General features: G+C 62.2%; 17 protein-coding genes. 2 read left to right on the forward strand and 15 right to left on the reverse strand.

All coding sequences use genetic code 11. From position 1 onward, the window contains the following. Positions 1 to 7: 7 nt before the first annotated feature. Together IHQ71_RS02015 and oiaX are read right to left on the reverse strand one after the other, a co-directional pair. Entirely contained in the window at positions 8 to 1,306 is a 1,299-nt protein-coding gene (locus IHQ71_RS02015) for a four-carbon acid sugar kinase family protein (RefSeq protein WP_258160228.1), read from the reverse strand. Between the two features lie 3 nt (positions 1,307 to 1,309). Beyond that, the gene (oiaX, locus tag IHQ71_RS02020; RefSeq protein WP_258160229.1) at positions 1,310 to 2,566 is read right to left on the reverse strand and encodes a 3-oxo-isoapionate-4-phosphate decarboxylase OiaX; all 1,257 of its coding nucleotides are present in this window, start codon (positions 2,564 to 2,566) and stop codon (positions 1,310 to 1,312) included. A 155-nt stretch (positions 2,567 to 2,721) separates the two neighbouring features. Here oiaX and IHQ71_RS02025 point away from each other — a divergent pair, with 155 nt between their 5' ends. Both IHQ71_RS02025 and IHQ71_RS02030 read left to right on the forward strand, forming a co-directional pair. Continuing rightward, on the forward strand, positions 2,722 to 3,444 hold the full coding sequence (locus tag IHQ71_RS02025; RefSeq protein ID WP_258160230.1) for a transcriptional regulator NanR: 723 nt from the start codon (positions 2,722 to 2,724) through the stop codon (positions 3,442 to 3,444). Positions 3,445 to 3,621: 177 nt separating this feature from the next. Beyond that, positions 3,622 to 4,554: a dihydrodipicolinate synthase family protein gene (locus IHQ71_RS02030; protein WP_258160231.1), complete on the forward strand. Its 933-nt coding sequence runs from the start codon at positions 3,622 to 3,624 to the stop codon at positions 4,552 to 4,554. 4 nt (positions 4,555 to 4,558) lie between these two features. On the opposite strand, the gene IHQ71_RS02035 is transcribed toward IHQ71_RS02030, so the two are convergent. The 13 genes from IHQ71_RS02035 to IHQ71_RS02095 all read right to left on the reverse strand — a co-directional run bounded on the left by IHQ71_RS02035 (position 4,559) and on the right by IHQ71_RS02095 (position 20,884). Then, positions 4,559 to 6,436: a hypothetical protein gene (locus IHQ71_RS02035; RefSeq protein ID WP_258160232.1), complete on the reverse strand. Its 1,878-nt coding sequence runs from the start codon at positions 6,434 to 6,436 to the stop codon at positions 4,559 to 4,561. Next, positions 6,433 to 7,470 carry a Gfo/Idh/MocA family protein gene (locus IHQ71_RS02040; protein WP_258160233.1) on the reverse strand — a complete coding sequence of 346 codons (1,038 nt, stop codon included), beginning with the start codon at positions 7,468 to 7,470 and terminating at the stop codon, positions 6,433 to 6,435. Before IHQ71_RS02040 ends, IHQ71_RS02035 begins: the two co-directional genes overlap by 4 nt. 3 nt (positions 7,471 to 7,473) lie before the next feature. Further along, on the reverse strand, positions 7,474 to 8,538 hold the full coding sequence (locus IHQ71_RS02045) for an ABC transporter permease (protein ID WP_258160234.1): 1,065 nt from the start codon (positions 8,536 to 8,538) through the stop codon (positions 7,474 to 7,476). Continuing rightward, a complete protein-coding gene (locus IHQ71_RS02050; protein WP_258160235.1) occupies positions 8,538 to 10,082 on the reverse strand; it encodes a sugar ABC transporter ATP-binding protein in 1,545 nt (514 codons plus the stop codon). Before IHQ71_RS02050 ends, IHQ71_RS02045 begins: the two co-directional genes overlap by 1 nt. A 2-nt stretch (positions 10,083 to 10,084) precedes the next feature. Next, entirely contained in the window at positions 10,085 to 10,723 is a 639-nt protein-coding gene (locus IHQ71_RS02055; RefSeq protein WP_258160236.1) for a DUF2291 family protein, read from the reverse strand. A 72-nt stretch (positions 10,724 to 10,795) separates the two neighbouring features. Next, a complete protein-coding gene (locus IHQ71_RS02060; protein ID WP_258160237.1) occupies positions 10,796 to 11,737 on the reverse strand; it encodes a D-ribose ABC transporter substrate-binding protein in 942 nt (313 codons plus the stop codon). 121 nt (positions 11,738 to 11,858) lie between these two features. Further along, positions 11,859 to 12,686: a phosphogluconate dehydrogenase C-terminal domain-containing protein gene (locus IHQ71_RS02065; RefSeq protein WP_258160238.1), complete on the reverse strand. Its 828-nt coding sequence runs from the start codon at positions 12,684 to 12,686 to the stop codon at positions 11,859 to 11,861. A 182-nt stretch (positions 12,687 to 12,868) separates the two neighbouring features. Beyond that, positions 12,869 to 14,086, reverse strand: a complete 1,218-nt coding sequence (locus tag IHQ71_RS02070) for a cyanate transporter (protein ID WP_258160239.1) — start codon at positions 14,084 to 14,086, stop codon at positions 12,869 to 12,871. Positions 14,087 to 14,135: 49 nt separating this feature from the next. After that, positions 14,136 to 15,578, reverse strand: coding sequence for an amidohydrolase family protein (locus IHQ71_RS02075; protein ID WP_258160240.1), 1,443 nt, complete (start codon positions 15,576 to 15,578; stop codon positions 14,136 to 14,138). Between the two features lie 12 nt (positions 15,579 to 15,590). After that, entirely contained in the window at positions 15,591 to 17,315 is a 1,725-nt protein-coding gene (locus IHQ71_RS02080) for an ABC transporter ATP-binding protein (RefSeq protein WP_258160241.1), read from the reverse strand. Beyond that, entirely contained in the window at positions 17,315 to 18,211 is an 897-nt protein-coding gene (locus IHQ71_RS02085) for an ABC transporter permease (RefSeq protein ID WP_258160242.1), read from the reverse strand. The genes IHQ71_RS02080 and IHQ71_RS02085 overlap by 1 nt, the downstream gene beginning before the upstream one ends. Next, entirely contained in the window at positions 18,211 to 19,176 is a 966-nt protein-coding gene (locus IHQ71_RS02090; protein WP_258160243.1) for an ABC transporter permease, read from the reverse strand. The genes IHQ71_RS02085 and IHQ71_RS02090 overlap by 1 nt, the downstream gene beginning before the upstream one ends. 136 nt (positions 19,177 to 19,312) lie before the next feature. Then, the gene (locus tag IHQ71_RS02095; RefSeq protein ID WP_258160244.1) at positions 19,313 to 20,884 is read right to left on the reverse strand and encodes an ABC transporter substrate-binding protein; all 1,572 of its coding nucleotides are present in this window, start codon (positions 20,882 to 20,884) and stop codon (positions 19,313 to 19,315) included. Positions 20,885 to 20,949: the final 65 nt, after the last annotated feature.

The following is a 20,949-nucleotide window of genomic DNA, read 5'->3' on the forward strand; positions in this document are numbered from 1 at the left end:
CCAGCGATTAAGATCGACCGGCGCGGATCATCGAGAAATAGTCGTCGCCACCGACCTGGCCGCCCTTGAGCGCAATTTCGAGCCCATCGGCCTTGTCGCCATGGGCGATGCAGAGCGGGGAACCGGGCGTCTGGGGCAGGGGCATTTTCAGCGTCAGCGCCGAAATGCCCATTTCCCCCAGCGCGTGACTGGACGTATCACCGCCAGCCACGACCGCACGGGACAGTCCGGCTTTGGCCACGAGTTCCCGCTGGATGCGACCGAGGGCTCCGCCAATTCGATGGCGTGCGCCGGAAGACGTGAACTCTCCGCCGCGATCGGCCGATGGCCCCAGCGCCGTGTAGAGCACCACGCTCTTGCCGCTGGAGAGGATATTTAGTGCAGCCTCGGTTGCGTGATTGATGGCCGATCCGGACTCATCGCCCGACAGGGCGAGCGGATCGAGCGCGATGCCATCGAAACCATTGTCGAGGGCATGGCGGATCTGCCGCTCCGTCGTCGGCGAAACACTACCCGACACGACCGCGATTCGATCGACGGGGCCGGCATCATCGAACCGGGGACGTTCGCCGATCACACCCGCCGCACTCCAGGCATGGATCAGCGCGTATTCGACACCGGAGGAGCCGCAGACGAAGCGGCTCTCCCGCCTCAATTCGTTCCAAAGGAGATTGCCAGCGGTAGCCTGTGTCGCGGCGTCGAGCACGTCGAGCAGCAGGATAGCAGCATCGGTCCCGCCAAAGGCGCCGGAAATCGCGACATTGTCGATGAGCGCCGACGAGAGGTCGGTCTGGCGTGCCAGATGTCTCAGGATATCGGCTTCGTCCATTGGCGTAACGGGATGGCGCGACATGACGGGATGACGGTCTATGCGGTAGTTCTGGCCCTGATACGCGGCGAAGAGCTGGCCGAAGGCGGTATAGCGCCGGATCTGCGGAGCGCCTACGATCAACGGTACCGTGGTCTCGCCGAACACGGCACGGCCAAGCTCGATCGCCCGTCCGATATTGCCGATTCCGGGCGCGGAATCGAAGGTCGAGCAGACCTTGTAGTGGCAGAGTTCCGCATCGAGCGTCTTCAGCCATTCAAATGCCTGGCGCAGATGGCTATCCATCCATTCTGGCGTCTCGCTGCGGCTGGTGCCGGCAAGTCCGAACGCGCGGGCGGTGGCGAAGCGCGAAAGCAGCGCATCATCGGGCTTTTCGAGAAACAGCACCGTCTCGACGCCGTTCGAGGCGAGAGCTTCCATGACATCCGTCGAGCCGGTGAAGTCGTCGCCGTAATAGCTGATCAGGGGCTTGGTCATGCCTTACGCCGCCTTACCATCTGCAAACTTCTCGATCGACTGTGCCAGTTCCGCATGCTCCCGCGCATAGACCTCGAGCGGCACACCTGTCATCGCCGCCTCCCACGCCTGCTTTACCGCCTTCACGCCCGCACCCGGCCCGCCGGGATGGCTGACGATTCCACCGCCGCAGAGATAGAGCAGGTCGGTCGAGCCGCCTGTCGCCTTGATCGTATCCGGCGCCTGGCCGCCCCATTGGCCGGAACCGATCACCGGCAGCGCCACATCCTTCTCCGAAAACAGCGGCGTAGTAACGGCATTGTAGGAGCGGACAAAACTCTGGTCAGGCTCCCAGTACTTCACCCTTATGCCATTGATCTGGAACTGATCGACCCCGAGCAGACGCCAGAACTGCTGCCAGACGGAGAATTCGAAGCCCAAGCCGGCATGGCGCGTCAGTATATCCCAGCCGTTGCGGTGCGCGTGCAGCACCAGGCCCGAGCGCTTGCGCAAGAAAGACATGCCGCCAAAGCCGATCGAATTGATGTTGACGACCGCGCAATTGCCGCCCGCTTCGAGAACGATGTCATGGTTGCGCATCATTTCATCGGGATCGGCGTGACTGATGCCGAAGGCATACATGACCTTCTTGCCAGATTTCTGCTCATGGTCGAGGATGTGGGGCATGATCGCGGCGACGCGCTCCTTGAGCGGCGAATAGGCCGGACTCATCAGCTTCTCGTCGTCCTTGATGAAATCGACGCCTGCATCGATCAATTCACCCACCATCTCGGCCGTTTCATGCGGCCGGAGCCCCAGCGCCGGCTTGACGATCGTGCCGATGATCGGCCGGCCCTTGACGCCGGTCAGCGCGAAGCTGCCGCGCACGCCGAATTGCGGCCCGGGATGTGCGGCGGCAAATTCCTGCGGCAGCTTCATATCAACGATCCGAATGCCGGTCATGCCCTTGATCGAGAAGACGCCACCAATGGCGATCGTCATCAGCGCCGAAAGGTCGGTGCCCACCGCGTCCATGGGGAAATCCACATCGACATCGGCGCGGTTGAAATGCGTGGCGTTGCCGGCTTCATCCGGGAAGGACGCCTTGTCCGTGGGAGGCAATTCACGGATGCCGGTGACACGCGCGGCCACCCGCGCCTTCAGCTCTTCCGTCTCGCCGGGAAGGGCGACGAACGTGCCGGTCGATTGGTCGCTGGCGATCTTGGTCGCCATGGCTTCCACCGAGCCCGGCGTCTCGATCCTGTAGGTCAAGCGGATCACGCGCATTCCTCCGGCCGCCAAGGTTCGCGGCTTGTCAATCTTTCGCAACTGGTATAATGAGTATTCAAGTTAAAACAAGTGTTCCTTCCCGCGAAATCGCGATTGGCAGCGGCGATTATTATGCATAATTAGCCGGAGCAAAACCCGAGGGGCCAATGAGTCTTCTGAACGAGCCGATCGTCCGCAAGAAGCTTTCGGACGAAGTCTTTGCCCGCCTGAAACTCCTGATCGAAAACGGCGAACTCAGGGCCGGCGATGACATGCCGTCCGAGCGTGAATTGATGGAGCGTTTCGGCGTCGGCCGCCCTGCCATCCGCGAGGCGATGCAGGCGCTGGCCGGCAAGGGGCTGGTGGAAATTTCCCACGGCGAGCGCGCCAAGGTCTTGCAGGTCACCGCCGAGTCCATTTTCCGCCAGGTGGATTTGCCGGCCAAGCTGATGCTCTCTGGTTCGTCGGATTCGCTCGAACACCTCAAGAGCGCGCGCATCTTCTTCGAGCGCGGCATGGTGCGAGAGGCGGCAGCGAAGGCGACACCGGAAGACATCGAAGAGCTGCGTGCGCTGCTCGACCGGCAGAGCCAGAGCCTCGGCGATTCCGAAGCCTTCATCAATGCCGATATGGCCTTCCACCAGCATATCGCGCAGATTTCGGGCAACCCGATTTTCGCGGCCGTCAGCGGCGCCATGCTTGGTTGGCTGAAAAGCTATCACACGGAAATGCTGATCTGGACCGGCCGCGAAAATTTCACCCTGGTCGAGCACGAGGAAATCATCCGGGCCATCGAGAAGGGCGATTCCGACATCGCTGAGAAGGCTATGATCAAGCATCTCGAACGCTCCCGCGCGCTCTATGCGATGAGAAACCACAAGACCTCTTAGTCTTCTCTTCTCTGAAATATCTGGCATGTTTGAGCAGGAAACCGGTATGAAACCCGTGTTATATAGATAATCCCGGCTGCTCTCATTTTCTCATAGACAGTAAAATCAGCATCTGATATATCAGATGACATTCCAACATAGCGGCCGAAGCGCCGGTTTCTAGATCAGGAGATTTCGATGGCAGGAAATGTTTTCTCTGGCTGCATCCCGGCGCTGATGACCCCTTGCAACCCCGACCGCACGCCGAATTTCGACCTGCTGGTCAAGAAGGGCAAGGAACTGATCGCATCAGGCATGTCCGCCGTCGTTTATTGCGGTTCGATGGGCGACTGGCCACTGTTGACAGATGAACAGCGCCAGGAAGGCGTGCGCAGGCTCTGCGAGGCGGGCGTCCCCGTCATCGTCGGCACCGGCGCGATCAACACCAAGTCGGCTGTCAGCCATGCGGCGCACGCGGCACAAGTCGGCGCGCAGGGCCTGATGGTCATCCCGCGCGTACTGTCGCGCGGCTCCTCGGTCTCCGCCCAGCGCGACCATTTCGCCGCCATTCTCGATGCCGCCAAGGATATTCCGGCCGTCATCTACAACAGCCCATACTATGGCTTCGCGACCCGCGCCGACCTGTTCTTCGAACTGCGCTCGCGCCACGCCAATCTCGTCGGCTTCAAGGAATTCGGCGGCAAGCAGGACATGACCTATGCGGCCGAGAACATCACCTCGGGCGATGACAGCCTGACCCTGATGGTCGGCGTCGATACCGGCGTCTATCACGGCTTCGTCAATTGCGGTGCGGGCGGCGCGATCACCGGCATCGGCAATGCTCTGCCGAAGGAAGTGCTGCACCTCGTCGCCCTCTGCGAAAAGGCCGCCAAGGGCGATGCCACGGCACGCCGCGAGGCACTGGAACTCGAAGAAGCGCTGACGGTTCTCTCGACCTATGACGAAGGCCCGGATCTCGTCCTGCACTACAAGCACCTGATGGTGCTGAATGGAGACGCGGAATACACGCTGCATTTCAACGAGACCGACAAGCTCAGCGCCTCGCAGCAGCGCCACCTCGAAAGCCAGTACAAGCTGTTCAAGGCCTGGTACGCCTCGCGCTACGCTTGAGGCCTCAAGCCGGATCGAAAATAATCTCGGCGCATTCGTAAACGCCGAGTTCCAGAACGTCCGTGGCGGGGATTTCCCGCTGTCCGGCGGATAGGGCTGTGATCTCCAGTGCCATGACAGGAAGCGCCACGCGCTGGATTTGCGGCGTGATGTTCGCCAGCAGCAGCCGGCCATGCGTGGCAAGCCCGAGCACCGCATCAGGCCTTGAGGTCTTCACCTCTTGATAGTCCTTGCCGGACAGCGCACCAAGCCGCGAGATCACATGCGCCAATGGCCGCAATTGGCCCTCCGCCACCGGCTCTCCTTTGTCCGCCACCAGCCCGAACGGACCTGTCAGCGTCGATAGCGTCAGCACTTCGAGACCGGCGGAGGCAACCGTTGCGGCATAGGCCAGCGTCCACGCTGCGCCGAACTGGCCATTGTGGCGCGGATCGACATTCGCCATCGGAATGCGCGCCAGCGAGGGATTGTCCTTGGTCGCGCTGCCATAGGGATTCTGCCGCATGGCGATCGTCGAGGGACCGATGCGATAGGCCTTGTCGCCGTAGATGGCGCGCGTTGAGGCGACCACATCGCGCAGCGCCTCGAATGACTGCATCACCGAGAGATCGTCGGCGGCATGTACGATCGGATTCGTGCAATGGCTGACATAGTCGAGCAATTCGCCCGGCACGCGTTTGCGGTTGAGCTCGGTGAAATAGGACAGCATGCCGCCGCCAAGACGGATGCCGGGAAAGGCTTCGCGGGCCGCGGCGTAGACATCTTCAAGGGGAGGGCAGGCTGGCCACGCGCTTCCCGGTGGCGTCGATTGGCGGTCGATCGCAGGGCTGACGAATAGGGTGTCGAGCGTAAGTCCGGACTGTCGTACGAGAGCGGCGATTTCGGAGAGTTCCTCGCGCAACGACCGGACACAGGGAACTGCGAGTTCCAGCGTCATCTTCAGCCCTGAAGCCTCGGCAATCGCTGCGTAGCCCTTGAGAGCATCCACGCCATGTCCGGCAAGTGGATCGAAATGGGCGATGAGATGCCGGGCGTCCGTCGCCTTCAATGTCGCGATGGAAGCCTGATCTTGATCGACAGATTCCGGTCGCAGCCCGACACCGATCTCCGGCAATCTAAGCGAGGTCGGCAAGATGCGAATGGAAATCGCTTCACCCATGCCCCACGCAGGCACCGCATCTTCATCGGCCTTGATCGCCACAGAAACCCGCTGGCTGAACGCCTTGTCCTTCTTCAGCATGTAGGGCCATGGCAGCGCTAGCGGCCGCACGTAGGTCTTGTAGGAACCGTCGGTCCAGTTCCGCTGGTCTTCCATCTCGAAGACATCGCCTTCGAAACGCGTCGTCGCCTCGATGCCTTCGGCAACGCGATGGGTGATCGCGGCGATCTCCTTGAACGGCTGCCAGGGATCGATCCCGTCGGGCCAGTGTGCCTGCTCGATCGCGCCATCGGCATGTTCCACCGTCACCGGCTCGCCCGCCACGCCGACGATAGGGTGCAGCACCGCAAAACCGGCGCGGGCGGTCTCGAACGCCGCATCGCTGACGCAGTCCGCCGAGAAATTCAAGCCATCCGGGGTTCCCAGAATGCTGACTTCGCAATCGAGATTGGCGCCCGAGGGTGCGGTGAAGCGCGCGGCATAGCTGATCGTAAAGCCATAGTCTTCGGAGCGGACGGACAGACCGTTGATCGCGGCATTGCAGGTTCCCCAATCCTTGTCGCGGACGAGGAAGGCGACGGCCCGCAGGACTTCATGCCCCTTGAAACGCAAGCTCCGGAGATTTCCATCCTGCAGTGTGACGCTCAGCGCGCCAGCGGTCAACTCACGCGCCTCGGGCTCCTGCAATTCGGTGCCGTAGAGCCGGAAGCCGTCGCCGCTCATCCCAGCAGGTCCTTGAGGTCCACCGTCCTGCCGGTCTCGGCGCTGAGATAGGCGGCATCGACCAGCGCGAAGGTCTTGAGATTGTCGTGGCCGGAGGTCGCCGGCTCGGTGCCGGTGGCGAGGCTTTCGATCCAGTGCTTCTCGATGATCGCTACGCTTTCCTGGATATTGTGCCAGGGCTTGGCCGCCCAGGGCAGGAGTTCGGGTTCGACATCCCGCCTGCTGGTGCCGGACGTCCTGCCATGGATCACCAGCTTGTAATCCTTGGATAGCCGGATGGTGCCGTCCGACCCGTCGATCTCGATGAAGGTCTCGGGAAATTGCTCCTCGGGCAAAAAGGTGCTGTAGCTGCAATCGACCACCGACGTGATGCCGTTCGCATGGTCGAGTAGCATTGTAGCCACGTCCTCGCCGGCAATATCGGGCCGCACGCGCAGGGTCCGCGCGGTCAGCCGGTCGACATCGCCGAACAAGTAGCGAGCGATATCGAGCACATGGATGCCCAGATCCTCGACGATGAAACGCTTGCCCTTGGCGAGATAGGGCTGTCCGGCGAAAATGTCATAACCAGAGCGGAACGACACGCGGCCCCAGAACGGCTTGCCGATCGCGCCGCTGTCGAGCGCGTCCTTGACGGCCATCAGCGGCGTCTGCCAGCGGAAATTCTCATGCACCATAAGTGGCACGCCGGCATCGTCGGCTGCCTTCACCATCGCCTTCGCGTCATCGAGGTTGAGCGCAAAAGGCTTCTGGCAGATCGTCGGCACCTTGTGGCGTGCGGCAAGCTCGACCAGCGCCCGGTGGCTCGCCACCGTGGTTGCGATATCGACGAAATCGAAACCGCCATCGGCGAACATGGTCTCGGCCGACGCGTAGCGCCGCGCCACGCCGAACTGGTCGCCGACGATCCGGAGCCGTTCCGGATCGCGATCGCAGATCGCCACGATCTCGGCATTGTCGAGATCCTGCCAGCCATGCATCTGGTTGACCGCGAAGAAGCCGCAGCCGGTCACCGCACCCTTGAAAACCTTCATTTCTCAGCCTGCCTTTGCCATCTGCATCAGGGTCACGCGCTGCTGCAAGCGGCGCTGCGCCTGATCAACCACGACTGCCACGATGATGACAAGACCCTTGATGACCATCTGCCAGAAAGAGCTGACGCCCATCATGACAAGACCGTCGGAGAGGATGCCGATGACGAAAGCGCCGATGATCGTACCGCCGATCGTGCCGCGCCCACCGGACATCGAGGTTCCGCCAAGCACGGCTGCTGCGATGGCGTTGAGCTCGAGATTGGTGCCGGTCGCCGGATGCGATGCCATCAGTTCCGACGAGATCACCAGCCCGACGATCGCTGCGCAGAAACCGGAGAACATATACACGAACATCTTCACCCGCTTGACCCGGATGCCGGACATGCGCGCCGCGCGCTCATTGCCGCCAACCGCGAAGATGTGCCGGCCGAGCGGCACGAAGCGGGCGAAATAGGCCGCACCCAGCGCCACCGTGATCAGGATCCACACCGACACCGGCAGGCCGAGAATGCTGCCCGAGCCGAGATAGCTGAAACCCTGGTTGCCTAGTTCTTGCCTGCCCTGCAGGTTCGGCAGCGTCTGGCCGTCGGAATAGAGCAGCGCCATGCCGCGCGCGACATAGAGTGTTCCGAGTGTCGCAATGAACGGCGCGACATTGAGCCGGGTGATCAACAGGCCGTTGATCGCACCGATGACGATGCCGACCACAGCCACGATGAACGCCACCTCGACAATGTTGAAATAGACGGTGTAGCCGATCGGCAGCTCGATGCCGTAGAGAATGAGCCCGCCGGCGACCATGCCGCACAGGCCGACGATCGAGCCGACCGAGAGATCGATGCCGCCGGTGATGATGACGAATGTCATGCCGATCGCCAAGAACGCGTTCTGCGTCGCATGCTTGGACATCAGGATCATGTTCGCGGTCGACAGGAAGTTCGGTGCGAAAAACGAAAAGAAGATGATGACCGCGAACAGCGCGATGAATGTCCTGAGCTTCATCAGCGTCAGCAGGATCGATCCGCTGTTGAGGCCTTCGTGGCAGGCGGTTTGCGTTGCTGTCGTCATCACGCATGGTTCCTTTTGGTTTTATGCCCTTCCGCAGAGGCCGAGATGATCATGTCCTCGGTGGCGTCTCGGCGGTCGACGACCGTGACCAACCGCCCGTTGCTCATCACCGCGATGCGATCGGAAAGCGCCATCACCTCTTCGAGGTCGGATGTGGAAAACAGAATGGCAAGCCCCTCGCTGGCCAGCCGCCGCATGGTGCGGAATACGTCTGCCTTGGCGCCGACATCGATGCCGCGGCTCGGCTCGTCCATCAGCAGCACCTTCGGGCCGGTCATCAGCGCCTTGCCGATCACGACCTTCTGCTGGTTGCCGCCTGACATCGAGGTGACTTCGAAATCCGGGTTCTTCGCCTTGATCGCGAGGCCGCGTATGGCGTCACCGATCGCCTTCTTCTCTCGGGCGAGATCGATGTGAAAGCCGCCCCTTACGAACTGCCCGAGGCTCGCCATCGTCAGGTTGCCCGCGATCGACATGGATTGCACCAGGCCCTCGCGCTGACGGTCCTCGGGAATGAGCGCCAGACCCTCGCGGATACGCCGCGTCGTATCGCGCCCCTTGAGCTCCTCGCCGTCGATGAAAACCTTGCCGGTATAGTGCTCATGCCGGCCCATGATGCATTCGAAAAGCTCCGAGCGCCCCGCACCCATCAGGCCATAGATGCCGAGAATCTCGCCCTTCCTGACCGATAGCGACGCATGATCGACGGCGTAGCCGCCCTGTACGCGCGGCAGGCAGATCTCCTCCGCGCGGAAGACTTCGTCACCCAGCGGATGGTCGATCTGCTTGGCGAAATCCTTGGCGTCTGAGCCGATCATCGAGCGGACGATCCAGCTGGTATCGATATCCCTGACCATCGCATGGCCGGTGATCTGGCCGTCCTTCAGCACGGTGATATAGTCGCCGATCCGCATCAGCTCCTCGAGCCGGTGCGAGATATAGACGATTGCAACACCGCGCGCCTTGAGGTCGGCGATGACGCGGAACAGGATGTCGACTTCCGCCGCGCTCAGCGCCGAGGTCGGTTCGTCCATGATGAGGATGCGGGTATCGAGCGACACGGCGCGGGCAATCTCGACGAGCTGCTGCTGGCCGATCGGCAGGTCTTCCGCCAGCGTATCTGCCGAGATCCCGGCTTCAAGGCGGTCGAGGAATTCATTGGCCTTTGCCACCTGCGCCTTGTGATCGATGCCGCGCAGGCCGCGCGTGATCTCGCGGGTGGCAAAAATGTTCTCGGCGACCGAGAGATTGCCGAACAGATTGAGTTCCTGGAAGACGATGCCGATGCCGTGGCGCACCGCGTCGGCCGGCGTATCGAGATGGATCTTTTCGCCATCGAGAAAGATCTCGCCCAGTGTCGGCCGTTCGACGCCGGCGATGATCCGCATCAGCGTCGATTTGCCCGCACCATTCTCGCCGACCAGCACGTTGACTGCGCCACGGCGAAGCTTGAGATCGGCCTTCTTGACCGCCAGGATGCCGGAATAGGCCTTGGTGATGTCGCGCAGTTCGAGGATAACGTCGCCGTCGTCGGGGCCGGTCATGATCAACCCCCGATCGTGATTGTCGCCGGCACGAATTGCGGCAATTGGCCGGCGGAGGGCAGCGGAAACGCGCCGGTTGCGGTCAGCTTCTTGCCGGTCAATCCGCTGCGCGGCAGTTTTTCGAGCAATGTCTTGTTGACATGGATGTTGAACGCCTTGCCGTATTCCGCCCATTCGATTTGGTTCTTGAACTCGTTGAAGTTCACGAATTTCAAGCTGTCACGGAGCGCGGTGCCCCGGATTGCCGGGCCGATCGCCACTCGGACATCGGCCTTGGCGTCACCATCGACATCGACATCGACATAAGCGGCGCGCGATTTGGTTTCCTCGGCGACGATCGTTCCCTCGACCTTGGCCGCGAAAGTATAGGGCGCGTTGCCCTGCTTTTCCTTGTGGCCGTATTTCGCGGCAGCGGCGTTGAGATCGCTTGATGCCAGTGAGGTGACGTCCTTGAGCGATCCCGCACGTTCGTTGAGATAGGGAAGCACCTTGTCGTCCCAGATGCCGGCGACCAGCTTGTCGGGGTCGAAGGCGCCTGCGGCCGCCTCTTTCTGCTGGTCGGCGGTCTTGATGAACTTGCAGCCCGGCAGCGCCAGCAAGCCGGCCAGCGCGATCACGGCGACGGAATTGAACCTGGGCATTCCCATTCTCCAGTAACAAGCAGCAAACGCGAGGCAGGGGTTGCCCCGCCTCGCGCCATCCCTTGGGAGGATTTACTGGGTGAGCGCGAAAGTCTCGAGCTTGCCGGCATTGTCGGCATTGATCAGCACGCAATCCATCAGCTGCTTTTCTTCAGCCGGCTTCTTGCCCGTCTTGATGAATTCGTCGGCCTGGACGACCGCCATCTGGGCCTGCGCATAAGCCGGCTGCATGACAGTTGCCTTGATGCCGCCCGCCTTGATCGAGTCGCGGACGTCGTTGGAGCCGTCGAAGCCCACCACGATGACGTCCTTGCGGCCGGCAGCCTGAAGTGCTGCGATCGCGCCCATGGCCATCGTGTCATTGCCGGCGATCACGCCCTGGATGTCAGGATTGGCCTGCAGGATGGTTTCCATCTTGGAATAGCCTTCGGTCTGGCTCCAGTTCGCCGACTGCTGGGCGACCATCTTCATGTCGGGGTATTCGCCGATCACGTCGTGATAGCCCTTGGAGCGGATGCCGGCGTTGAGGTCGGCTTCGCGGCCGAGCAGTTCGACGAAGTTGCCCTTCTCGCCCATCAGCTTGACGAACTCTTCGGCGCCGAGCTGCGCACCCTGGTAGTTGTTGGAGACGATCTGCGAGACGGCGACGCCGGTGGCATTGATTTCGCGGTCGATCAGGAAGGAGGGGATACCCGCATCCTTGGCCTTCTGTACGGCCGCGATCGATGCTTCCGATCCGGCATTGTCGAGAATGATCGCCTTGGCGCCGCGTGCGATTGCGGTGTCGATCAGCTGCGATTGCTTGTTGGCGTCGTCATCGTGTACCAGCACCAGCGTCTCGTAGCCCAGTTCCTTGGCCTTGGCTTCGGCTCCGACAGCCTCGGCCTTGAAGAACGGATTGTCGTGGCTCGGCGTGATGATGGCAATGAGATCGGCGGCAAAGGCCGGCATTGCGGCGCCTGCCAGCATGACCGCGGCAAAACCCGCAATCGTCAGTCTTCTCGTCAGTTTCATGGTCTTCTCCTCCTTGTTAAGGCACAGGAACCCTCCGGGCGTTTCTCCAATGAAACGACCGCCCCCGTGCAATTCAAATGTGCGGGCCAAGCCCGGGATTGGCGGCGAAGCCGCCAGGCAATCAGGTAATACGCTGGATGCTGGCCGCGATTTCTTGCGGTTCGAAGACCCGCTTCCAGTCGTCCTTCATCAGCACGGGCTTGCCGAACTCGATGGCCTTGTTGCAGGCATCCGAGAACACGCCCTGGACCTCCTCGAAAATCACGGCGCCGAGCACGTTCATATGGCCGAGCAGGAAGTCGCGGGCGGCTTCCTTCGGCACGCCGCGGCGCACGCATTCGTCCATCGCTTCACGCATGACGACCAATAGCGAGGCGCAGACGGTTTCGGAAAGACCGGGTTCCAGCAGCGCCATCTGCTCAACGGTCACCCGATGCGAACGCATGACCGGCGCCCAGATCACCTTCGCAATCTCCTCGCCGACGGCATAGGCGTCTTCCGGACCCTGCATCAGCGCCGAGACGATATGCTGCTTGGCATGCACGCCGCCGAAGTGATCCTTCTTCGCCGCCATGTCGGTCTCGTCGTTGAAGATCGGCGGATGGCAGGGATGGGTGACGAAATAGGTGAGATCGGGACGATCCGGGAAATGGCCTGCAAAAGGCGCGGCCGCATCGAGCGCCACGACCATCATGCCTGCCTTCAGCTTGTCGTTGATCGACGCCGCCACCTTGCCGATCGCCGTGTCAGGAACAGCTAGGATCACAACATCGGCGCCATCGAGCGCCTTGTCGGCGTCTACCGTCGAAATGCCGAGTTCGTTCTGAAGCCGCGCCTTGCCGGCATCGCTGACCTCGACATGGCGCATATCATATCGCGAACCCTGGAGGTTCTTGGCGAGCCGGCAACCCATTTTGCCGCCGGCGCCGAAGAGTGCGATTGAAGTCATTCATTCCTCCACAAGTCTATGCATTTCACATGCGCCGGCGCTTGGCAGCGAAGCCCACGTTTATTGTGAAGTCGTGATATCGTCAACTGGTATGATATGTCAATGAGTATTCATGTGCCCTTTGGGTCGCTAGAATACGGGGACGAACGCCGGGCAACGCTGGGATGGAAGTTGAGAACAGATCAAATGCCAGGCGCCAAGCCGTTCAGCCGTGTCGCGGCGGCGTAGCTCTCGGGCTTGAAGCTGAGATAGAGCGCCGATGTGACAGCCACGAAGCCGATATGCATGATCCAGCCGGCGCTATAGGTGCCGGTCCAATCGTGGAGCAAGGCCAGAAGCAACGGCGCGACTGAGGCGAGCAGAAAGCCGCCGCCCTGCATCAGCGCGACCAGCGCGCCAGCTTGTTCAGGATGCGGCAGGTGATCGAGCGCCGTCACGATCGCGAGCGCGAAACTGCTGCCAAGGCCGGCGCCACAGATGCCGACCCAGAAAGCGGCCGCCGAATCGGGAGAAAAGGCCAGTCCTGCAAAGCCGATCGCCTGCATCGCGAGCGTGAGGAGCAGCCATGGCCGGCGGTCCGTGCCGTGTCTTGCAAGTGCCGGCAAGGCGAGCGCCGCGACAGCTTGGCAGATGGCCATGATGGCAACAAGGTTGGCACTATCGGCGCTTCGCCATCCGAGGCTCTGATAATAGGGTGCGAGCCAGGTGATGACGGACGAATAGCCGCCGTTCACCAGTCCGAACGCCGCCATGAGTGCCCAGGTCCGGGGGCGGCTGAGCAGATGGCCGACCAAATTCTTGTCGGGGCGTGCGGAACGCGCTTCTTTCAACGTCAGCCAGGCAGCAGCCAGTGCGATCACCGCGGGCGCTGCGAGCCATGCAAGGGCCGCGCGCCAGCTGAATCCCATATTCGTGAGCGCCGGCATGGCGCGGGCGCCGAGCGCACCGCCACCCATGATGACGGCGGAGTAGAGGCCGGTCACCACGGCGATGCTGTTGGGGAAATTCTCCTTGATGATACCGGGGAAGGCTGCCTGAATGAAGGCAACGCTCGCGCCGCAGAGTGCCGCAGTGAGGATGAGCAGCACGCCGCTCGACGCTTCCAGCCGCAATATTGATCCGATCGCGAGCACCGAAAGCGCGATGAGCATTCCTCTTCGCGTTCCGATCGCCGCCTGGATTCGCGGTGAAACGAACGCGCCGATGCCCATCAGCAGCATGGGCAGCAATGTGAGAACCGAGATGCCCTCGAGGCTCATGCCGAGATCATGCCCGATATCGACCAGCAGAGGTCCGGGCGCGGCGAGGAATGGTCGCAGATTGATGCCGATCAGCACGACCAGGGCGAGCACGGCCCATGGCCGGCCCGGCTTGCCTTCGGGATTCTTCATTGCGATCATGATTTCAGTCACTTGAGGCAGGCGCACCGCGCCGCTGGGGGATATCGGCCTATTCGATCAGGTTGGTATCGCGGCTGTTGCGCCAGAACATGGGCGGAGTCCTGAGCGAATCGCGGATGCCGAGCCGCTCGATCATCAGCTCCGTCTCCCGCTGCGCCGCATCGAGCACCGCATCCTGATCGACATGGACCGGCTCGCGATTCCGCAAGAGCACGCGGCCTCCGACCAGAACGGTGTGGACATCGTTGCCATTGGCGAAATAGGTGACCCGGAACTCCGGCATGTTCGCCGGATAAAGATGCGGCCGGCGCAGATCGACCAGGATGATATCCGCCTTCTTGCCCGGTTCGAGCGAGCCGATCTCGTTTTCAAGACCGAGGACGCGGGCGCCGTCGATCGTGCACATTTCCAGCGCCTTGCCCGGCGGAAGCCAGCTCGGATCGTGGAAATAGGTGCGGTGGTAATGCATGCATTGCTGCATGTGGCGGAACATGTCGGCCGAACGATCCGGCGCCGTCGCATCCGAGCCGATCGCGACCGTCACGCCGGCATCGAGCAGTTCGGTCACCGGGCAACGCGCGAGGATGGATGCGACCGCGCTCGGATTGTGGACGACGGTTGTGCCAGTCTCGGCGCAGATCGCGATCTCTTCGTCGGTGAGGCCGGTGGCATGCGACAGCAGCGTGCGTGGCCCGAGAATGCCGATATCCTTGGCGATGCGAACACTGCCTTTGGTGTGGCCGTCCTGGGTGAAGATCAGGCCGCGTTCCTCGGCGATTTCCTTGACCCTTCGCGACTGGGCGACGGCATCCCGTCCGCCGGGATCGTCGAGATGCTGCTGGTGCACAGTGGGCGTCAGGAACGCGACATGCAAACGGTCTTCGTGGCTGCGGTGCCAGCGGTCGGCGAGATCAAGCGACGTCGCAAGTTGCTGCTCAAACGTCACCGGGCAATCGGTGCGCTGCGAACCGTTCCAGCGGGCATAGGTCAGGGGATGTGGCGGCCGCGTGGTGCCCACTGCCACGACCGAACGGGTGCCGATGTGCAGCACGCCTTCCATATGCGCGTCGCCGTAGGCCGGATCGTCCGTGCGCATGATGGAATCGCCGCCGCCGAGGAGAGAAACGCCGGTCGTCACCCCGAACCGCAGGCGCTCAAGTGCTGCGAGCTGGGCCTCGGCGTGCCAGAATTCCGGCGTCGAACCGACCGTATAAGCACCCTGGCAAGCCTGGTACCAGAGGTCGCCGCGCCCGCCGCCGATGGTCTTGATCAGTCCGTGCCCGGCATGGGCGTGGCTGTCGACAAGGCCCGGCATGATCGCCATACCTGATGCATCAATGACTTCCCGCGCGTCATGGTCTCGCACGATTTCTTCGGTCGGTCCGACGGCGACGATCCGGTCGCCCGTGATTGCCACGGCACCGTCGGCGATGATTCGGCGTTCCGGATCCACGGCGATCACGGTGCCGTTTCTGATGATGACGTCTGCCATTTCCTCAGTCTTTCATTGTCCGACGGCAATCTTTTCCCGCGACAGGATGCGATCGAGCGAGGGCGCGAGACGTAGGAGCTCCTGCGTGTAAGGATGTTGCGGCGACCGGAAGAGCGCTTCGGTTTCCGCCAGTTCGACAATCTCGCCCGATTTCATCACCGCCACGCGGTCGCACATCTGGCGTATGACAGCGAGATCGTGGCTGATGAACAGCATCGAGAGGCCCGCAAGGTCGCGCAGGTCCTTGAGCAGATTGAGAAGTTGCGCTTGCACCGAGACGTCGAGGGCTGATGTCGGCTCGTCGCAGATCAGCAGCGAAGGCCGCGGCCCGAGTGCCCTGGCGATCGCAATCCGCTGGCGCTGACCGCCGGAAAACGCGTGCGGGAAGCGTGCACCTGACTCTGCGGGAAGACCGACCGCTTCGAGCAGCGTGGCTGCATCCTGCAGGGCCTCTTCGGCGTTGGCGGCGAGCTTATAGAACAGGATCGGCTCGGAAATGGCGGCATTGATCCGCATGCGGGGGTTGAGCGCCGAATAGGGGTCCTGGAACACCATCTGCAGCGATTGTCGGGTCGAACGGTCGCGGCGGCTGCCCAAGGGAGCGCCCAGAAAATCCACGTCGCCGCCGCTCTTGGTCACGAGGCCGGCAATGGTGTTGGCGACTGTCGTCTTGCCGCAGCCGGATTCGCCGACAAGGCCGAAGATTTCGCCGCGTCGGACATTGAAGGAAACGTCTTTGACGGCCTTGAAGGTGAACGCCTTGCGGCCCGGAATCAGCGAGCCTCGACCATATTCCACGTTGAGGTTGCGCACATCGAGAACGATCTCGTCCGTGCCGCCAGCGTGGCTTTTCGTGCTCGTCCGACGCACGGCGGCACGCGCCTCCAATGTCACCGGGGTCTCTTCACTGGGAACAGGCAGACGGTCGAGCCGGACCTCGATCGGCGGGACGGCCGCGATCAGCGTGCGGGCATAGGGGGCTTTCGGCGCGCTCAGAACGTCGCGCGTCGCGCCGCTTTCCACCACCAGGCCGTTCTGCATGATGGTGACCCGGTCCGCGATTTCGGCGACCACGCCCATATTGTGCGTCACCAGCAGCACGCCCACGCGGCGCTTGTCGGCGAGCTCGCGGATCAGTTTCAGGATCTGGGCCTGCACCGATACGTCGAGCGCCGTGGTCGGCTCGTCGGCGACGATCAGTTGCGGATCGCAGGCAAGTGCGGTGGCGATCACCACGCGCTGCCGCTGACCGCCGGAGAGCTGGTGCGGATAGCTGCCCAGCCGGCGCTCAGGCTCCGGAATACCAACCGCCTTCATCAGCTCGAGCGCGCGCAGGCGCGCTTCACGTCGGCCGATCTTCAAATGCGTGAGCATGCCTTCACAAAGCTGGCTCTCCACCGTGAACAGCGGGTTGAGGCTGGTCATCGGGTCCTGGAAGATTGCGCCGACATCGCGTCCGGGCACGATGCCTTCGGTGCGTCCGGTCCGGACGTCGATCGGCTTGCCGGCAATCGTGATCGAGCCGCCGGCGATCCTGCCGGGATGCTGAAGCAAGCCCATCAGGGCATTGCCGACCGTGGTCTTGCCCGCGCCGGATTCGCCGACCAAGGCATGGATTTCGCCCGGCTGGATGACGAGGTCGATATTGTCGACCGCGACAAGCGTCTTGCCGTTGGCGAGCGGATACTCGACGCGCAGGTTCCTGATGTCGAGAGCGGGAGGCTGGATCCTTTTCATCAGCGTGCCATCAGTTTGGGGTTGAAACGGTCGCGCAGGTAATCGCCGATCACGTTGACGGCGAGAACGAGCACAACCAGCACGGCCGCCGGCATAACAGCGATCCACCACAGGCCCGAGAACAGGAACTGGTTGCCGATGCGGATGAGCGTGCCGAGCGAGGGATAGGTCGGCGGCATGCCGGCACCGAGGAAGGATAGCGTCGCCTCGGTCAGGATGGCGCCCGCGAGGTTGATCGTGGCGATCACCATCACCGAACTCATGACATTGGGCAGGATGTGCCTGAGCATGATGCGGCCCGAGGGCAGGCCGATCACCTTGGCGGCGCGCACGTAATCGCGGGAGATTTCCACCATGCTGGAAGCCCGCACCGTGCGCGCATATTGCACCCATTCATTGATCGCGATGGCGAGGATCAGGATCAGCGGCGCCCATTCGAGCATCGTCTCCGTCCCGAGCTGGGCGCGGGCGATGCCGCTGACCAGCAGCGCGACAAGGATGGTCGGAAAGCTCACGAGGATATCGGCGATGCGCATGACGATGCTGTCGATCATGCCGCCGAAATAGCCTGAGATCAGGCCGAGGATCACGCCCAAGGTTGCGGCAAACAGCACCGCGCCAAGGCCGATCAGGATGGAAATCCTGAGGCCGAAGAGAATGACCGAGACGAGGTCGCGCCCCTGATTGTCGGTGCCGAGCAGGAAGCGGGGATCGCCGCCATCCATGAAGGCAGGAGGAAGCTCCATGTCCATCAGCGAATAGGACGAGACGTCTCGCGGATCGATCGGCGCGATGAACGGTGCGAGCAGGACGAGCACGACCATGACCGCGAGGATCAGGGCGGCAATGGTCACGGAAACCGGAGGCAACCGGTGCAACAAGGCTTTGGTGGTCATCACTGTGTCCTCAGCCGGGGGTCGATGAAGGTGTAGAGAATGTCGACGATCATGTTGATCACAACGAAGAGGAAGCCGACGAACAACAGATATGCCGAGAGAACGGGGACATCGGGATAGCCGACCGCGTTGGTGAACAGCAGGCCCATGCCCGGCCACTGGAACACCGTTTCAGTGACGATTGCGAAGGCGACCAGCTGGCCGATCTGCAGGCCGGTGACGGTGACGACGGGCATCAGCGCGTTGCGCAGCGCGAGCCGGCCGTAGATATAGCGGCGCGGCAGTCCGCGCGCGAAGGCGAAGCGGATATAGTCGGAGGACAGCACGTCGATCATTTCCGAGCGCACCAGGCGCATGATCAATGTGAGCTGAAAAAGTGCCAGCGTGATCGATGGAAGGATCAGCGACTTCAAGCCGGAGAGCGTCAGGAACCCGGTCTTCCAGACGCCGAGGTCGACCAGATCGCCGCGGCCCGACGAGGGCAGCCAGCGCAGGTTGACCGCGAAGACCAGGATCAGCAGCAGGCCGGTCACGAAAGTCGGCATCGAAATGCCGACGAGGGTCAAGGATTGCGTGAGCCTAGAGAGAGCAGCCTTTGGCTTCAGCGCGCAGAGCACGCCGAGCGGAATGCCCGCCGCCAGCGCCATGATGGTGGCGACGAAAACCAGTTCCAGCGTCGCGGGCAACCGGGTCAGCAGCAGGCTGACGACCGGCTGCTGGTAGCGGTAGCTGGTGCCGAGATCGCCTTGAAGCACCCGACCGAGGAACTCGACGAACTGCATGACCAGCGGCCGGTCGAGGCCGAGAGTCGCGCGCAATGCATCCTTCTCCGCTTGCGTAGCACCTTCCCGCACCATGGCGGCGACTGGATCGCCGACGAAGCGGAACATGATGAAGGCGATTGCCGTCACCGCGATCATCACGAGGATCGCCTGCAGCAACCTCACCGACAGAATTCTGATCATCAGCCAATCCCTTCCAGAGCGCTCGGCGAGGCCGGGCCGGGGCCGGTGCGATCCAGTGCGGATGGCACCCATTGGGTTGAATGCGAACCCCCGGACTTCTTGCGTCATCCGGGGGCGTCTCGGGAGAAAACCCGTGTTATTTCACCTGTGCGAACCAGGGCCGCACATATTCATCGGCGAATTGCGGAATCTCGACCTTGTCGCTCATCGCCCAGGCCACCGGCTGCTGATGCAGCGGCAGATAGAGCACCTGGTCGTGGGTGATGCGGAAGGCGTCCTTCAGCATCTGTATACGCTTGGGTTCATCGAGTTCGACCGCAGCCGAGCGCGCAAGCTTGTCGATCTCAGGATTGGACAGGCCGTTCGCATTGCTGCCGCCGAACGTCCCGTCATTGGTGGCGAGCAGCGCCTGGAGCACGCTGTAGCCGTCCATCGGCGGAAGCGAAGCCCAGCCGAGCAGATAGATGTCGAACTCGCCCTTGTCGGTGCGCGGGAAATAGGTCGTCTTGCTTTCCGTGCTGAGATCGACCTCAACGCCGACCTTGGCCCACATCGACGCGATCGCCAGGCAGATCTGCTCGTCGGCGATATAGCGGTCGTTCGAGCAGCCGAGTCCGACCTTGAAGCCTTCAGGGTAGCCGGCTTCCGTGAGCAGTGCCTTGGCCTTGTCGACGTCATAGGCAAGCGGCACGTCGATCGACGCGTCGTAGCCCGTCACTTCAGGGGCGACCAGCATGCCGGATACGCGCGACTTGCCGCGCATCAGGCGCTTCTGGATCGTGTTCATGTCGAGCGCATGCCACAGCGCCTGGCGCACCTTGACGTCGAGCAGCGGATTGGGCTTACCCGGCATGGCGTGGAGTTCCGGCCGGAAGCTGGGGACGAGGAATATCTCGCGCAGCGACGGATTCTGCGCCACCTTTAGGCCTTCGGTGTTCTCGATGCGGTCGATATCCTGCAGCGGCACCGGCGCGATCATGTCGAGCTCGCCGGAGAGAAGTGCCGCGACGCGTGTCGCATCCGAGGCGATCGGGCGGAACTCGACTTCCGTCAGGTTATGCTGCGGCTTGTCCCACCAGCCTTCATTGACGGCGAAGACCGACTTGGAATCGGGCTCGTAGGCGGCCAGCTTGAAAGGGCCGGTTCCATTGGCATGGTTGCTGGCATAGGTGACGACGCCGGTCGTGGTGTTACCCGGCTTCAGCGCGTCGTGCGCTTCCATCCAGGGCTTGCTCATCATGTAGATGGCCGCAAGGTCGTTGAGCAGCAGCGGATAGGCGCCGCGCAGAATCAGATCGACAGTGTAGTCATCGACCTTCTCGACGCCGACAACGGCGGAGAGGTTTTCGCGGTTGCGCGCGCCGGGATCGATCTGGCGCTGGATGGTGGCAACCACGTCGTCGGCATTGAAACTCTGGCCTTCATGAAACTTGACGCCCTGGCGCAGCTTGAAGCGCCAGCGGGTCGGCTCGATCACTTCCCAGGACGTCGCGAGCGCGGGCTCGAGCTTCAGGTCCTTGTTGCGGCGAACGAGCGGGTCGAACACCATGTGTTGCACGCTCTGCGTGAAGCTGTCGACTTGGGCGTTCGGGTCATACGAGATCACATCGCCAGCCGACGACCAGCGCAATGTCTCAGCGATTGCCGGTGTCGATAGCGGCACCACGATGGCGAGCCCGGTCAGGAGGGCCTTCAAATAGTTGTTCACACGCTTCTCCCAGTTAACGTATACAAATTTTTGAATTTACAGGATACTATCCTTGCGATATTGAA

The organism is Rhizobium sp. TH2 (assembly GCF_024707525.1).
Classification (GTDB): Bacteria; Pseudomonadota; Alphaproteobacteria; order Rhizobiales; family Rhizobiaceae; genus Rhizobium_E.

What these genes read in the sequence shown, in the direction of transcription:
- IHQ71_RS02060 (WP_258160237.1), bottom strand. Translation starts at nt 11,737, where the DNA reads ATGAAACTGACGAGAAGACTGACGATTGCGGGTTTTGCCGCGGTCATG.
- IHQ71_RS02035 (WP_258160232.1), bottom strand. Translation starts at nt 6,436, where the DNA reads ATGAGCGGCGACGGCTTCCGGCTCTACGGCACCGAATTGCAGGAGCCC.
- IHQ71_RS02080 (WP_258160241.1), bottom strand. Translation starts at nt 17,315, where the DNA reads ATGAAAAGGATCCAGCCTCCCGCTCTCGACATCAGGAACCTGCGCGTC.
- IHQ71_RS02090 (WP_258160243.1), bottom strand. Translation starts at nt 19,176, where the DNA reads ATGATCAGAATTCTGTCGGTGAGGTTGCTGCAGGCGATCCTCGTGATG.
- IHQ71_RS02085 (WP_258160242.1), bottom strand. Translation starts at nt 18,211, where the DNA reads ATGACCACCAAAGCCTTGTTGCACCGGTTGCCTCCGGTTTCCGTGACC.
- IHQ71_RS02055 (WP_258160236.1), bottom strand. Translation starts at nt 10,723, where the DNA reads ATGCCCAGGTTCAATTCCGTCGCCGTGATCGCGCTGGCCGGCTTGCTG.
- IHQ71_RS02050 (WP_258160235.1), bottom strand. Translation starts at nt 10,082, where the DNA reads ATGACCGGCCCCGACGACGGCGACGTTATCCTCGAACTGCGCGACATC.
- IHQ71_RS02070 (WP_258160239.1), bottom strand. Translation starts at nt 14,086, where the DNA reads ATGATCGCAATGAAGAATCCCGAAGGCAAGCCGGGCCGGCCATGGGCC.
- IHQ71_RS02030 (WP_258160231.1), top strand. Translation starts at nt 3,622, where the DNA reads ATGGCAGGAAATGTTTTCTCTGGCTGCATCCCGGCGCTGATGACCCCT.
- IHQ71_RS02040 (WP_258160233.1), bottom strand. Translation starts at nt 7,470, where the DNA reads ATGAAGGTTTTCAAGGGTGCGGTGACCGGCTGCGGCTTCTTCGCGGTC.
- IHQ71_RS02025 (WP_258160230.1), top strand. Translation starts at nt 2,722, where the DNA reads ATGAGTCTTCTGAACGAGCCGATCGTCCGCAAGAAGCTTTCGGACGAA.
- IHQ71_RS02075 (WP_258160240.1), bottom strand. Translation starts at nt 15,578, where the DNA reads ATGGCAGACGTCATCATCAGAAACGGCACCGTGATCGCCGTGGATCCG.
- IHQ71_RS02065 (WP_258160238.1), bottom strand. Translation starts at nt 12,686, where the DNA reads ATGACTTCAATCGCACTCTTCGGCGCCGGCGGCAAAATGGGTTGCCGG.
- IHQ71_RS02045 (WP_258160234.1), bottom strand. Translation starts at nt 8,538, where the DNA reads ATGACGACAGCAACGCAAACCGCCTGCCACGAAGGCCTCAACAGCGGA.
- IHQ71_RS02015 (WP_258160228.1), bottom strand. Translation starts at nt 1,306, where the DNA reads ATGACCAAGCCCCTGATCAGCTATTACGGCGACGACTTCACCGGCTCG.